15 protein-coding genes are annotated in these 14,520 nt (G+C 60.3%); 7 read left to right on the top strand and 8 right to left on the bottom strand.

Annotated features, from left to right (window positions below):
• Positions 1-27: 27 nt before the first annotated feature.
• The 4 genes from PSH69_RS12685 to PSH69_RS12670 form a co-directional block, all read right to left on the bottom strand.
• On the bottom strand, positions 28-576 hold the full coding sequence (locus PSH69_RS12685) for a cupin domain-containing protein (RefSeq protein ID WP_008011722.1): 549 nt from the start codon (positions 574-576) through the stop codon (positions 28-30).
• Positions 577-940: 364 nt separating this feature from the next.
• Positions 941-2,236 (bottom strand): FAD-binding oxidoreductase, encoded by a 1,296-nt coding sequence (locus tag PSH69_RS12680; protein ID WP_305412302.1) that lies wholly within the window; start codon positions 2,234-2,236, stop codon positions 941-943.
• A gap of 52 nt (positions 2,237-2,288) precedes the next feature.
• The gene (locus PSH69_RS12675) at positions 2,289-3,779 is read right to left on the bottom strand and encodes an aldehyde dehydrogenase (RefSeq protein WP_305412301.1); all 1,491 of its coding nucleotides are present in this window, start codon (positions 3,777-3,779) and stop codon (positions 2,289-2,291) included.
• A gap of 112 nt (positions 3,780-3,891) precedes the next feature.
• On the bottom strand, positions 3,892-5,268 hold the full coding sequence (locus tag PSH69_RS12670) for a glutamine synthetase family protein (RefSeq protein WP_305412300.1): 1,377 nt from the start codon (positions 5,266-5,268) through the stop codon (positions 3,892-3,894).
• 279 nt (positions 5,269-5,547) lie between these two features.
• On the opposite strand from PSH69_RS12670, the gene PSH69_RS12665 reads away from it, so the two are divergent.
• From PSH69_RS12665 to PSH69_RS12645, 5 genes are all read left to right on the top strand, one after another.
• Entirely contained in the window at positions 5,548-6,309 is a 762-nt protein-coding gene (locus PSH69_RS12665; RefSeq protein ID WP_305412299.1) for a gamma-glutamyl-gamma-aminobutyrate hydrolase family protein, read from the top strand.
• Between the two features lie 229 nt (positions 6,310-6,538).
• Positions 6,539-7,681 carry a polyamine ABC transporter ATP-binding protein gene (gene potA, locus PSH69_RS12660; RefSeq protein ID WP_018930104.1) on the top strand — a complete coding sequence of 381 codons (1,143 nt, stop codon included), beginning with the start codon at positions 6,539-6,541 and terminating at the stop codon, positions 7,679-7,681.
• Between the two features lie 29 nt (positions 7,682-7,710).
• Positions 7,711-8,592, top strand: a complete 882-nt coding sequence (locus PSH69_RS12655; RefSeq protein ID WP_167331203.1) for an ABC transporter permease subunit — start codon at positions 7,711-7,713, stop codon at positions 8,590-8,592.
• Entirely contained in the window at positions 8,589-9,473 is an 885-nt protein-coding gene (locus tag PSH69_RS12650) for an ABC transporter permease subunit (protein ID WP_230175636.1), read from the top strand. Before PSH69_RS12655 ends, PSH69_RS12650 begins: the two co-directional genes overlap by 4 nt.
• 55 nt (positions 9,474-9,528) lie before the next feature.
• Complete coding sequence (locus PSH69_RS12645) at positions 9,529-10,626, top strand: polyamine ABC transporter substrate-binding protein (protein ID WP_305412298.1); 1,098 nt, start codon at positions 9,529-9,531, stop codon at positions 10,624-10,626.
• A gap of 171 nt (positions 10,627-10,797) precedes the next feature.
• On the opposite strand, the gene thpR is transcribed toward PSH69_RS12645, so the two are convergent.
• Positions 10,798-11,337 carry an RNA 2',3'-cyclic phosphodiesterase gene (gene thpR, locus PSH69_RS12640; protein ID WP_305412296.1) on the bottom strand — a complete coding sequence of 180 codons (540 nt, stop codon included), beginning with the start codon at positions 11,335-11,337 and terminating at the stop codon, positions 10,798-10,800.
• 125 nt (positions 11,338-11,462) lie between these two features.
• On the opposite strand from thpR, the gene PSH69_RS12635 reads away from it, so the two are divergent.
• Positions 11,463-11,657 (top strand): hypothetical protein, encoded by a 195-nt coding sequence (locus PSH69_RS12635; protein ID WP_018930099.1) that lies wholly within the window; start codon positions 11,463-11,465, stop codon positions 11,655-11,657.
• Positions 11,658-11,670: 13 nt separating this feature from the next.
• On the opposite strand, the gene PSH69_RS12630 is transcribed toward PSH69_RS12635, so the two are convergent.
• Complete coding sequence (locus PSH69_RS12630; protein WP_305412295.1) at positions 11,671-12,024, bottom strand: DUF1428 domain-containing protein; 354 nt, start codon at positions 12,022-12,024, stop codon at positions 11,671-11,673.
• 16 nt (positions 12,025-12,040) lie between these two features.
• Complete coding sequence (locus tag PSH69_RS12625) at positions 12,041-13,144, bottom strand: hypothetical protein (protein WP_305412294.1); 1,104 nt, start codon at positions 13,142-13,144, stop codon at positions 12,041-12,043.
• Between the two features lie 428 nt (positions 13,145-13,572).
• Between PSH69_RS12625 and PSH69_RS12620 the strand changes: the two genes are divergently transcribed.
• On the top strand, positions 13,573-13,842 hold the full coding sequence (locus PSH69_RS12620) for a hypothetical protein (protein WP_305412292.1): 270 nt from the start codon (positions 13,573-13,575) through the stop codon (positions 13,840-13,842).
• 18 nt (positions 13,843-13,860) lie between these two features.
• Here PSH69_RS12620 and PSH69_RS12615 read toward each other — a convergent pair whose 3' ends face one another.
• Complete coding sequence (locus tag PSH69_RS12615; RefSeq protein WP_305412291.1) at positions 13,861-14,493, bottom strand: glutamine cyclotransferase; 633 nt, start codon at positions 14,491-14,493, stop codon at positions 13,861-13,863.
• Positions 14,494-14,520: the final 27 nt, after the last annotated feature.

Here is a 14,520-nt window from a genome sequence, read left to right as displayed (position 1 = left end):
GTACAGGCTTAATGTTTGCTTCAGGTATCAGAAGTTAGCCGGGGTGTTGGCGCTGATGATTTCTGCCTCATCCGCCCCAATATTGCGAAACCGATGCGGCAGCGTCGTCGGGAAGTAATAACCATCCCCGGCATTCAACACACTAATCTGCCCATCCACCGTCAACTCAACCGTGCCACGGGTTACGAGCCCACACTCCTCCCCCTCAGCATGCACAATCGGCTCTTCCCCCGAACTCGCTCCAGGCGCGTATTGCTCGCGCAACAGCCGCATCTGCCGACTCGGCACCGAAGCGCCAATCAGCAACAACCGCAGCCCATGACGCCCGAGGTCCGGCTGCTCATTGGCGCGAAACACGTACTGATGCTCGCGTGGCGGTTGGTCGAAGGTGAAGAAGTCCGCCAAGGACATGGGGATGCCTTCAAGCAGTTTTTTGAGGGAGCTGACGGAGGGACTGACGCGATTCTGTTCGATCAGGGAGATGGTGGCATTGGTGACGCCGCTACGCCGGGCCAGCTCGCGCTGGGACAGTTTGTAGCTTTCGCGTACTAATTTGAGTCGTGAGCCCGTGTCCATGACAGCCTTATGTGAGAACTACTTAAGGGGTAATGGGGGTGGGTGGCGGGCGACTGGTGGCCGCGGATTACGCCGTTTCCCGTCCCGGAACCGTGGAAGGCGGGTATTAAATCACGTTTGTGGGTGTTGCTCAGCAGGTTCGATAAACGGCTGGCAAAAAAGCTGTCGGCTTCCGATGTCAGTCAGTTCTGGTTTAGAAACTGTGGCGAGGGGACTTGCCCCCTCGGCCACGAAGGTTTGTCCCGCATGGATTGCATCAATGGCAAAAAGCGGGGCCGCTTCGCACCCCAGCGGGAGCAAGCTCCCTCGCCACGGGAGTGATGCGTAGCCTTGGCCGGCGGAGACCGCCGGCACAAGGTTCAGCCTAGATGCCGAAGCGGTCTCGCAAGGCGTAATACGCCGCGCCCATGGCGGTGAGTGGGGCCTGGAAGGTGCGACCGCCGAGCATCGGCATGTGTGGCAGGGAGGCGAAGGCGTCGAAGCGTTCGGCGTCGCCGCGGATCATTTCCGAGATCAGTTTGCCGGCCAGGTGCGAGCAAGTGACGCCGTGGCCGCTGTAGCCTTGCATGTAATAGGCGTTTTTCTCGATGCGGCCGAATTGCGGCATGCGCGACATGGTCAGCAGGAAGTTGCCGGTCCAGCGGTAGTCGATCTTCACGTCCTTGAGTTGCGGGAAGGTCTTGAGGATCTTCGGGCGGATCAGTTGTTCGATGTCGTCCGGCTCGCGGGCGCCGTAGACCACGCCGCCGCCGTACAGCAGGCGGTTGTCGGCGGTGAGGCGGTAGTAGTCGAGCAGGTAATTGCAGTCTTCGACGCAGTAGTTATTGGTGATCAGGCTGCGGGCGACCTTCTCCGACAACGGCTCGGTGACGACGATCTGCGAACCGCAAGGCATGCTTTTGCGGGTCACGCGGTTGTCGAGGTCTTGCGGCAGGTAGGCGTTGCCGGCGATCAGCAGATACTTGGCCCGCACCACGCCTTTGGCGGTGCGCACGGTGATTGGCTCGCCGTAGGAGATGTCCACGGCGGCGGATTGTTCGTAGATTTTGCCGCCCAGGCGAATGATCGCAGCGGCTTCGCCGAGGGCCAGGTTCAGCGGGTGGATATGGCCGCCCTGCATGTCCAGCAAGCCGCCGACGTAGTTGTCGCAACCGACTTCGCGCTGGATGTCCGAGGCGTCGAGCATTTTCAGGTTGTTGTTGCCGTAGCGTTCCCAGTTACGCTTCTGCTCGGCCAGGCCGTTGAGTTGCTTCTTGTTCAGCGCTGCGAAGATGCCGCCGGGGCGGTAATCGCATTTGATGTCGTATTCCTTGATGCGCGAACGGATGATGTCGGCGCCTTCGAAGATCATGCTGCCGAGCACTTCGGCGGTCTTGTCGCCGTAGCGCTCTTCGATCACATCGACGTCGCGGCTGTAGGAGTTGACCAGTTGGCCGCCGTTGCGACCGCTGGCGCCGAAGCCGACTTTGGCGGCTTCCAGTACCGTTACGCTATAGCCCGCTTCGCTAAGGAACAGCGCCGAGGACAGACCGGTGTAGCCAGCGCCGATCACGCAGACGTCGCATTCCACCAGTTCTTCCAGCACCGGGTAATCCCCGGTCTGGTTGCGGGTTGCGGCGTAGTAGCTGTTTACATGATTTTGTGTAGAGCATTGTTTCATAGATTTCTCCGAGGGCCGCCGGCAAGCGCCGGCGACCGCCGCTGCAAAAGTGTTAGAGCTTGATCCAGGTCGCTTTGAGTTCGGTGTACTTGTCGAACGCGTGCAGCGATTTGTCCCGACCGTTACCCGACTGCTTGAACCCGCCGAACGGCGCGGTCATGTCGCCGCCGTCGTACTGGTTGACCCAGACACTGCCGGCGCGCAGGCCGCGAGCAAAGGTGTGGGCCTTGCTGAGATTGCTGGTCCACACACCAGCAGCGAGGCCGAAGATGCTGTCGTTGGCGATCTGCAGCGCTTCTTCGGCGGTGTCAAAGGTGATCAACGACAGCACCGGGCCGAAGATTTCTTCCCGGGCGATGGTCATGGCATTGGTCACGCCGTCGAAAATCGCTGGCTCCACGTACAGGCCACCGGTGCCTTCGAGGGCACGATTGCCGCCAGCAATCAGTTGCGCGCCCTGGTCTTTGCCGACCTGGATGTAGCGCAGCACATTGTCCAATTGGCGCTGATCGACGACGGCGCCGACGGTGGTTTCTGGGTCGAGCGCATGCCCCGGTTTCCAGGCTTGCAGCGCTTCCACCAGCAACGGAATGAACTGCTCGCGGATCGAGCGCTCCACCAGCAGGCGCGAGCCGGCGGTGCAGACTTCGCCCTGGTTGAAGGCAATCGCACTGGCCGCTGCCCGAGCCGCTGCGCGCAAGTCCGGCGCGTCGGCGAACACCACGTTCGGGCTCTTGCCGCCCGCCTCCAGCCACACGCGTTTCATGTTGCTTTGCCCGGCGTAGATCATCAGTTGCTTGGCAATCGCGGTGGAACCAGTGAAGGCCAGCACGTCGACGTCCATGTGCAACGCCAGCGCCTTGCCGACGGTGTGACCGAAGCCCGGCAACACGTTGAACACGCCTTTGGGAATGCCGGCGTCGAGGGCCAGTTGCGCGATGCGGATCGCCGTCAGTGGTGATTTTTCCGAAGGTTTGAGGATGAACGAGTTGCCTGCCGCCAGGGCTGGGGCAAACTTCCAGCTGGCCATGATCAGCGGGAAGTTCCACGGCACGATCGCGGCGACCACGCCTGCCGGCTCGCGAGTGACGAGGCCCAATTGATCGTGCGGGGTGGCGGCGACTTCGTCGTAGATCTTGTCGATGGCTTCGGCGCTCCAGCGGATCGCGTTGGCGGCCGCTGGAATGTCGATGGCCATGGAATCGCTGATCGGTTTACCCATGTCGAGGGTTTCCAGCAGCGCCAGTTCTTCCTGGTTGGCCAGGATCAAGTCCGCGAAGCGAATCAAGATGCGCTTGCGTTCTGCGGGTGCCAACCGCGCCCAGATGCCGGATTCAAATGCACGGCGCGCGACGGCGACTGCCGCATTGGCGTCGGCTTCGTCAGTGCTGGCGATGTTCGCCAGAAAGCGGCCGTCGACCGGGCTGATGCATTCGAAGGTGTTGCCACTGAGTGCCGGGCAGTATTGGCCGTCGATGAATGCGCGGCCTTCCAGTGTCAAGGACTGGAAGCGTTGCTCCCAGTCGCTGCGAGTGTTTGTCATGGTTGTGACTCGACGCAGAGAAATAAGTGATCGTGTTAACCGAAGGGCAAGCGATGAGTAACCTGTGGCGAGGGAGCTTGCTCCCTCGCCACAGGTTTAGTGTCAGCCCCCGTTAAACCGTGTGCAGGTACCAGTTGTACTCAAGGTCTGAAATGGAGTTCTCGAACTCGGCCAGCTCGCTTTCCTTGCACGCCACGAACACGTCGATGTACAGCGGGTCGATGTAGCGCGCCATGACTTCGCTGTCGTCCAGTTCGCGCAATGCGTCGCGCAGGTTGTTCGGCAGGCTTTGCTCGTTCTGCTCGTAGCTATTGCCTTCAACCGGGGCGCCCGGCTCGATTTCGTTGGTCAGGCCGTGGTGAATACCAGCCAGCACCGAGGCCATCAGCAGGTATGGGTTTGCATCGGCGCCGGCGACACGATGCTCGATGCGCACGGCATCCGCCGAACCGGTAGGTACGCGCACCGCCACGGTACGGTTGTCGATGCCCCAGCTTGGCGAGTTCGGTACGTAGAACTGCGCGCCGAAACGACGGTAGGAGTTGACGTTCGGGCAGAGGAACGCCATCTGCGCGGGCAGGGTCTCGAGCACACCGCCGATCGCATGTCGCAGCGCGGCGTTCTGCTCGGGATCCTCGCTGGCGAAGATGTTGTTGCCTTGCTTGTCGAGAATCGAAATGTGCACGTGCAACCCGTTGCCCGCCTGACCCGGATATGGCTTGGCCATAAACGTGGTGTCCATCTCGTGGTCGTAGGCGATGTTCTTCACCAGACGCTTGAGCAGCACCGCGTAGTCGCAGGCCTTTATAGGGTCGGAGACGTGATGCAGGTTGACTTCGAATTGCGCCGGGGCGCTTTCCTTGACGATCGCGTCAGCCGGGATGCCCTGCTCTTTCGCGCCTTCGAGGATGTCTTGCAGGCAGTCGACGTATTCGTCCAGATCGTCGATCAGGTACACCTGCGTCGACATCGGACGTTTGCCCGACACCGGCGAGCGTGGCGACTGCGGACGACCGTTCACGTTGTCCTGGTCGATCAGGTAGAACTCCAGCTCGAACGCCGCGCAAATGGTCAGGCCCATGTCATCGAACTTGCTCACCACCTGACGCAGCACTTCGCGCGGGTCAGCAAAGAACGGCTGGCCTTCGAGCTCGTGCATGGTCATCAGCAACTGCGCGGTCGGGCGCTTCTGCCAGGGTTCGATGCTGAGGGTATCGGGGATGGGATAGCAGATGCGATCCGAGTCGCCGATGTCCAGACCCAGGCCGGTGCTTTCCACCGTGGAGCCGTTGATGTCCAGGGCAAACAGCGACGCCGGCAGGTTGATGCCTTTTTCGTAGACCTTGTGAAGACTGGTGCGCTCGATGCGCTTGCCGCGCACCACACCGTTCATATCCGCAATCAGAAGGTCGACGTACAAAACCTCAGGATGTTGCTTAAGGAATGCGTTTGCTTCGTTGAGTTGAACGGCACGCAGAGGGACCGACATGATGCACCTATTAGCTGTTAATTATTATGTTCACTTCACTTGCGAGAGCCAGTCAACCCGAACGGCAAAGTGAAGTCAATAGCGAACACAAGGCCTTTCAGCCTTTATTTTCTGGCCTTTTTTGGGCCATAGAGTGCCATATCAGGCTTACACACCGCGTAGACCCTCAGCATCGGACGTTCGGCGTTTAGAATTTTTTACATGAGAGTTGTTAATTAAAATCAACAAGGCTAAGCTCCGGAAAAGCTCGTTCAAGTGTGAAACTTCGAGGTGATAAAAATGGCATTCAAGCCATTGATCGGCGTTACTGCGTGCGTCAAACAGATTGGCCTGCACCCCTACCAAGTCAGCGGCGACAAGTACTTGCGTGCTGTCAGCGTCGCGGCATTGGGGCTGCCAGTGGTCATTCCTTCCTTAGGCGACCTGACCGAAACCGATGCGCTGCTCGCGCAGCTCGACGGTCTGCTGCTGACCGGCTCGCCGTCGAATGTGGAGCCTTTCCACTATCAAGGCCCGGCCAGCGCTCCCGGTACGGATCACGATCCGCAACGGGACGCCACCACCCTGCCCTTATTGCGTGCAGCCATCGCCGCCGGTGTTCCGGTGCTCGGCATCTGCCGGGGCTTTCAGGAAATGAACGTGGCGTTCGGCGGCAGCCTGCATCAGAAAGTGCACGAACTGCCCGGCATGCTCGATCACCGGGAAGCGGACAGTCCGGATCTGGCGGTGCAATACGCACCGGCCCATGCAGTGAATGTGCAACCGGGCGGTGTGTTCGAAGCACTGGACCTGCCACAGGTATTCCAGGTCAATTCGATTCACAGCCAAGGCATCGACCGACTCGCACCCGGCCTGCGCGCTGAGGCGATCGCGCCGGATGGTTTGATCGAGGCGATCTCCGTCGAGCACAGCAAGACCTTCGCCGTCGGCGTGCAATGGCACCCGGAATGGCAGGTGCTTTCGAATCCCCCTTACTTGAGTATTTTCCAGGCGTTTGGCGAGGCGTGCCGACAACGGGCGGCGCTGCGCAATACGCGCTGACTTCAGACATTACCAATCGATTGACTGCCCCCGTGAGTCTGGCGGGCGTGCCTTTGCGCGCCGGTGGCTCACGTAATAGATGAACCGCAATAACAACAAGTACGACCAGGCAGCCAGGACGGCGGTGCCGAATAAGCCCGAGCGCCAGCGCATCGCCCGGCCCGGGTTTGCAATCCACTCTTAAGTCAGGCCGTGTTGGCCCGACGACGAAACCTGTTGGGAGTTTCATATGGCAAACGCCTCCAGCATCTACAGGAAGGCTCTTGATGGTCACCAGGCACCGAAAAAGGTGCTGGTGAAAGTCGACCGCGTCACCAAGAAATTCGACGAAACCACCGCCGTGGACGATGTGTCCCTGGAGATCCATCAAGGCGAAATCTTCGCCTTGCTCGGTGGTTCCGGCTCGGGCAAATCGACGCTGCTGCGCATGCTCGCCGGCTTCGAGCGCCCGACCGAAGGGCGGATTCTGCTCGACGGTGTCGACATCACTGACATGCCGCCCTACGAACGGCCGATCAACATGATGTTCCAGTCCTATGCGCTGTTCCCGCACATGACCGTGGCGCAGAACATCGCCTTCGGCCTCAAGCAGGACCGTTTGCCCGCCAGCGAAATCGACGCCCGTGTCGAAGAAATGCTGCGCCTGGTGCACATGACCCAATACGCCAAACGCAAGCCGCATCAGTTGTCCGGCGGTCAGCGTCAGCGTGTGGCACTGGCGCGTTCGTTGGCCAAGCGACCGAAGCTTTTGCTGCTCGATGAACCGATGGGCGCACTGGATAAAAAGCTGCGTTCACAGATGCAACTGGAACTGGTGGAAATCATCGAGCGGGTCGGCGTGACCTGCGTGATGGTGACCCACGACCAGGAAGAAGCCATGACCATGGCCGAGCGCATCGCGATCATGCACCTGGGCTGGATCGCCCAGATCGGCAGCCCGGTGGACATCTATGAAGCACCGGTCAGCCGCATGGTCTGCGAGTTCATCGGCAATGTGAACGCCTTCGACGGCACCGTCGTGGAAGACCTGGAAGGTCACGCGATCATTCACAGCCCGGACCTTGCGCAGAAGATTTACGTCGGCCACGGCGTGAGCACCTCGGTGCAGGACAAGTCGATCACCTACGCCATCCGCCCGGAAAAAATGCTGGTCAGCACCCTCAAGCCCGAGACCCGCTACAACTGGTCCGAAGGCAAGGTTCACGACATCGCCTACCTCGGTGGCCACTCGGTGTTTTATGTGGAGCTGCCTGGCGGCAAGATCGTCCAGTCGTTCATGGCCAACGCCGAACGCCGTGGCGCGCGCCCGACCTGGGACGATCAGGTCTACGTGTGGTGGGAAGACGACAGCGGCGTGGTACTGCGCTCATGAGAACCTTCAATCAGCAATTCCTGCGCCTGGTGCCCAGTGGCCGCAAAATGGTCATCGGCATTCCATTCCTGTGGCTGTGTCTGTTTTTCCTGCTGCCGTTCTTCCTGGTGATGAAGATCAGCTTCTCGGAAGCAGCCCTGGCCATTCCGCCCTACTCCGAGATTTACACCTTCGCCGAACAGAAATTCCAGCTGCTGCTGAACCTCGGCAACTACTCGCTGCTGACCGAGGATGAGCTGTACATTTCGGCTTACTTCGGCTCGTTGAAGGTCGCATTCTTAAGCACGCTGATGTGCCTGGTGATCGGTTTCCCGATGGCTTATGCGATCACCAAGGCCAGCAAGGAAGCGCAAAACGTCTTGCTGCTGTTGATCATGATGCCGACCTGGACCGCGATCCTGATCCGCGTGTATGCGTGGATGGGCATCCTCAGCAACAACGGATTGCTCAATGCGTTCCTGATGTGGACCGGGCTCACGTCGCAGCCTATCGAGATCCTCAACACCAACACCGCCGTGTACATCGGGGTGGTTTACGCGTACCTGCCGTTCATGGTGCTGCCGCTGTACGCCAACCTGGTGAAGCACGATGGCAGCCTGCTGGAAGCCGCGTCGGACCTGGGCTCGAGCAACTTCAACAACTTCTGGAAAATCACGGTTCCGCTGGCCAAGAACGGGATCATCGCCGGCTGCATGCTGGTGTTCATTCCGGTGGTCGGTGAGTTCGTGATTCCGGAACTGTTGGGTGGCCCGGAAACCCTGATGATCGGCCGCGTGCTGTGGCAGGAGTTCTTCAACAACCGCGACTGGCCGGTGGCGTCCGCCCTGGCGGTGGTGATGCTGGCGATCCTGATTGTGCCGATTCTGCTGTTCAACCGTAGCCAGGCCAAAGAGATGGAGGGACGGGGATGAACCGTTTCGGATTTTCACGATTGATGCTGGTGCTCGGCCTGTCGTTTATCTACCTGCCGATGCTGATTCTGGTGATCTACTCGTTCAACGCCTCGAAGCTGGTGACGGTGTGGGGCGGCTGGTCGGTGAAGTGGTATGTCGGCCTGCTCGACAACACGCAACTGATGGGCTCGGTGGTGCGCTCGCTGGAAATCGCCTGCTACACGGCGATTGCCGCGGTGGCGCTCGGTACATTGGCGGCGTTCGTGCTGACACGTGTGACGCGCTTCAAGGGCCGTACGCTGTTCGGTGGCTTGGTGACGGCGCCGCTGGTGATGCCGGAAGTGATCACCGGTCTGTCGCTGTTGCTGCTGTTCGTGGCCATGGCGCAGATGATCGGCTGGCCGCAGGAACGCGGCATCGTCACCATCTGGATCGCTCACACCACATTCTGTGCAGCCTATGTGGCGGTGGTGGTGTCGGCGCGCTTGCGTGAGCTGGATTTGTCGATCGAAGAAGCGGCCATGGACCTCGGTGCACGGCCGCTCAAGGTGTTCTTCCTGATCACCATTCCAATGATCGCGCCGTCACTGGCGGCCGGCGGCATGATGTCGTTTGCCTTGTCGCTGGATGATTTGGTGTTGGCGAGCTTCGTGTCGGGGCCAGGCTCCACGACCCTGCCGATGGAAGTGTTCTCGGCGGTGCGCCTGGGCGTGAAGCCTGAGATCAATGCCGTGGCCAGTCTGATTCTGCTGGCGGTGTCGATCGTCACGTTCATGGTCTGGTATTTCAGCCGCAGGGCCGAAGCCACCCGCAAACGGGCGATTCAGGAAGCGATGGACCAGACTGCCAGCGAGTCCTGGCAACAACCGAAAAAGCAATTGGTAGAAGCGACGGCCTAGGCCGTCGCGTTTCACAGCGTTGCGTTTTTGAAAAACAAGAAATGGAGTTGTACCGATGAAAATGTTTGGCAGGACTCTGCTGACACTGTCCTTATTGGGCGCAATCACCACTGGCGCCCAGGCCAATGACAAGGTTCTGCGCGTCTACAACTGGTCGGATTACATCGCCCCCGACACCGTCAAAAAGTTCGAGGACGAGACCGGTATCCGCGTGACCTACGATGTGTTCGACAGTAACGAAACCCTTGAGGCACGGCTGCTGGCGGGAAAATCGGGCTATGACATCGTGGTGCCGTCCAACAGTTTCCTGGCCAAGCAGATCAAGGCCGGGGTCTATCAGGAACTGGACAAATCGAAGCTGCCGAACTGGAAGAATCTCAACCCGGTGCTGCTGAAAAATGCCTCGGCCAGCGACCCGGATAACGGCCACGCCTTCCCGTACATGTGGGGTTCGATCGGCATCGGTTACAACCCGGCCAAGGTCAAGGAAGTGCTGGGCACTGACGCCCCGGTGAATTCCTGGGACTTGCTGTTCAAACCGGAAAACGCCGCCAAGCTCAAAGCCTGCGGCATCAGCTTTCTTGATTCACCGACTGAAATGCTTCCGGCCGCCCTGCACTATCTGGGTTATCCGGTGAACTCCCGGGACAAGGCGCAAATCGCCGAAGCCGAAGCGCTGTTCATGAAGATTCGACCGTCGGTGGCCTACTTCCATTCGTCGAAATACATCTCCGACCTGGCCAACGGCAATATCTGCGTCGCCGTCGGTTACTCCGGCGATGTGCTGCAAGCCAAGGCCCGCGCCCAGGAAGCCGGCGACAAGGTCAAGATCGAGTACAGCATCCCGAAAGAAGGCGCCGGCAGCTTTTACGACATGGTCGCCATTCCCCGGGACGCCGCCAACGTCGACAACGCCTACCTGTTCATGAACTTCCTCATGCGCCCGGACATCATTGCCGAAGTCACCAACAGCGTCGGCTACAGCAACGCCAACGCGGCGGCCACGCCGTTGGTGGATGAAGCGATTCGCGACGACCCGGGGTCGTATCCGCCGCAAGCGGTGATGGCGACGTTGTATGCCATTCCCGACATGCCGATTGCCACCCAGCGGATCATGACCCGGGGCTGGACGCGGGTGAAGCTCGGTAAGTAACCCCCACTGGCACTGATCATTCCCACGCTCCGCGTGGGAACGATCATCGCTTTCCCTTTTCCGTTCACGCAGCGCCTTACCACCGCTGCACTCCTCTCTGCAGAACGGCCTCACCTGGCTTCCTCGGTTAAGGTGAGTTTCGGGCGCCCTTGGGCGCCTTTTTTTGTGGGCTTATGAAGCGACCAGCGGCCACTCGGCCAGCGCTATGTACCGGCCTTTATGGGACTCGAACAGGCTGAAGCGATCGGCGCGCAGGTAAAACTCCGGCGGCGTCGCGGATTCGGGGACCGGCGCCCGGTAGTCGCGCATCAGGGTCAAATGCGGACGAAATTCCCGATGGGTGTCTTCAAAACCGAACGGCAACATGGCCTGCTCCAGCGCATACACCAGGCGCAGCAGCTCCGGTGCCGCCTGCGCGGGCGCCAGCAGCAACACCCCGGAGCGACGCCAGACGTCCAGCCGATCCAGCACCACCGTCAACGGCACGCCGGGCGTGCGGATATTGGCGGCGGCCTTGCAGACACCGGCTATTTGCGCCATGCCCACCGTGCCGAGAAACAGCAGGGTCAGATGAAAGTTTTCCGCCGGCACCGGGCGCCCGACGTTGAGCCCCAGTGCGCTGCGCCATTGCGCGATGGCCCGGCGTTGTTCGGGGGCGCAGTTCAGGGCGAAAAACAGCCGTTTGAACGGCTCGCGGGTTTCATCGCTCATGTCTGGCACCTCAATGCTCGGGGACCCTTTGATTTTACAAAGGGATACCACGCCAGCAAGCCCATTTCTGGCACCTGTCGGCATGCGCGTTATAGTTGAAGCAACCGAATCGACGGGAGGACGCCATGCGTCAGGTCATCAGCAAAGAGCCATGGTGGGCCGTGCCACCGAAGCCCGGCCAGGATGAGTCCGAGCTGGAATGGGGCTGGCTGGTTCATTACAACGAAGGCGAGCCGCGCTTCGAGTTCATCAAGGAGCGGCCGTCGGACAGCGAGATTCGCAATCGCAAAAGCTGCAGGATCACCCCGACGCCGGAGTGATCCTGCCGCCTCTTCAGGCTTTGACGAGCATTTCGAAACCGCCAAAAATCGCGCGCTGGCCGTCGAACGGCATCGGATTGACGTCCGGTTGCATCCGCGGATCGCTCATCAGTTTCGCCATGCCGGCATCGCGGGTGGGCTTGTCCGGCCAGACGATCCAGGAAAACACCACGGTCTCGTCTTCCTTGAGTTTGACCGCCATGGGAAACGACGTCACTTTGCCATCAGGCACGTCGTCGCCCCAGCATTCGGCGAGGCTGAGCGCGCCGTTTTCCTTGAAAATCGCGGCGGCGGACTCCGCGTGTTTCTTGAATTTTTCGCGGTTGGCCTTGGGTACTGCTGCAACAAAACCATCAACGTAAGCCATGATCATTCTCCTCGGGTTATGGGTTGATCTGCTGGATAGTCGATCCAGCGTGGCTCCAATCGACAGATCCCGCACCCAAGCCGACCGACGGTTCGACGGGCTGTTCGAGGGGTTGTGCAAGGGGCTGTGCAACGGGCTGGGCCAGGCTGCCTTCGATTTGCCCGGCCATGTACAGCGTTCCGGCCATGACGCCGGTGGTAGGGTTTTGCACCAGCTTCAGCCACGCCTTGTCGAATGAGTCGCCCAGGCTGCTGCGCATCAGCGCCTCGCTATCGGGCCGGTCGTTGGCCTGAATAACCGCGCGCACCCCCGCCACTCCCAGGGAAATCAACGCCCCGGCCAGTTTCCCTGCGGCAGCCGCCACGGCACCGGCCGCGCCTCGTGGGGCCATTTCGGCTTCCATTCGTTTGCTCGCGCGCTTGGCCACTGGCGTCATGCCGGCGTCCGTCGAGGCGATACCCTTCTCACCGCCTGCCGTGTGGATCTTGTCGATCAACGCCGCGTAGGCCGGCAACTTAGTCAGCGGTTCACTGTGCACCACCTGATACAGCGACGCGTCACGGGCGGGCGGCGGGCCCAGCGAAATCGCCGGAATTTTCTGGATACGGTCGTTGAGCTGCGCCATCGGCACGCCATGACGCTGGGAGATGACCTGAAGTTGCTGGCCGAGAGCTTGCACGTAAAACGCTGTCGCCTGCCCGAGGATCTCGTCGGGATCGATCTCCACCGCTACCGGGTTCAGCACTTTCTGGTGATATTGTTCCAACAGATAGGCCGCCAGACGTTTAGCCGAGGCATCCTGCTCGCCCTGGGCACTGATGGTGTACCAGCTGACCTTCATCGACAGCCATTCCTGGGTCCAATAGCTGCTGAACCACGGAATGAAGACTTCTTCGGTCTGTTCGTAAACTCGCGTGCGCCAATGCTCCATGGACCCGCGGGCATATACCCTGGCCTGTTCGGTGGCCTGCTGCGAAGCCGCGACAATTTCCTGGTCCACCTGCTGCCAGGTGCTCTGGGAAACCACTACAGGCGCCACCGCTACCGGGGCACGCGCAGACGTGACGCATCCCGCCAGTACCACCAACAACACAGCGGCGATCAGCGAACGCAGGTTCAAGATCGCGTGTCCTACAGTCTGCGTCGAACGGAGTGTCCGACGCTAAGTAGCATGTTGATTTGAGTATAGGTCGGGGCCGGTGGCCGTCCGTCAGGAAGCGTAGTGGCGCCCTCAAAATTCATTCGTTTTGCGACTGCTTCGCAACCGAGCGGGACGGTGCGGCGATCCGACAAGCTCCCTCGCCACAATGGATCCCGGATTCCCGATTTCTGCTGCCACCATCATCCACGTCGATATTCACCATCGCCGCGAATGCCTTCCGCAAAAAAACCGTCAGGTGCAGGATCAACTCATCGCCACTCAAACCCCGCATCGGAGGGGTACACCATGTTGATCCACCTTCTGACCTGCCTGGCCCTGACGACCATCACGCTGACCCTGTTTTCCCGCTTGGTGCTGGATATCGGTCAAACCGAGGGGCCGACATCATGATTTATTCCGTCAGCCTCGCCGTGAGCTTTCCGGTGTTCGGCAGCAACTACTATTCGCAGCAGGTCGTCTCTCGCAAAGCCGTCGCGCTGGTGTTCGACAAGCAATTCGAAACCTTGCTGATGCCGGCGGCCACCCACCACTTCAGTAACGAAGTGGTGGGGCTGAACGATCAGTTCCGTTTTTTGAACGATATGCTGGTTGAGCATCTGCTGGAAATCGAGATGACTCAGCGTCCGTCACGCTCGGCGCAAGCGTTCACCTTCTGACAGGCTGGGTGCAGCCTGTCATTCAGGCCGGCGCACAGCCCTCACCTTCCCGCTGTTGCCGCCGCCACAGAAAAACCGGTCGTGGCCATCGAACTCAAGCCCCGACACGCCGACGCCAGCCGGCATCTGGACGTTCTCCAACACCTCTCCCGTGGCCGGATCGACTCGTCGCAGCTCGCTCTCGTCACCTTCCCAGGTGCCATGCCACAGATCGCCCTCGACCCAGGTCACTCCGGTGACGAAACGATTGGATTCCAGGGTGCGCAGCACCGTTCCGGTCTGGGGATCGACCTGATGGATCTTGCGCTCGCGATACTCACCGACCCAGAGCGTGCCTTCGGCCCACGCCAGCCCCGAGTCACCACCGCCACCGGGCGCGGGGATGGTGGAGATCACACGGCCGGTCTGCGGGTCGATCTTCTGGATGCGATCCTCGGCGATCTGAAACAGGTGCTGGCCGTCGAAGGCTGTGCCGGCGTGGGCGGCGACATCGATCGATTTCAGGGTTTTGCCGCTGGCCGGGTCCAGGGCGTTGAGTTTGTCGCCGGAGGCAAACCAGACACGCTGACCGTCATGGGTGACGCCATGCACATGGTCGATGCCTGGAAAAGGTCCGTATTCGCGGATGATTTCAGCCGTTGAATGTTTCATGTCTTGCTCCTCGTTTACTGACTGCGT

The organism is Pseudomonas sp. FP1740 (assembly GCF_030687165.1).
Taxonomy (GTDB): Bacteria; Pseudomonadota; Gammaproteobacteria; order Pseudomonadales; family Pseudomonadaceae; genus Aquipseudomonas.
The sequence above is the reverse complement of the archived record's forward strand: the minus strand, read 5'-3'. Positions and strand labels throughout refer to the sequence as shown.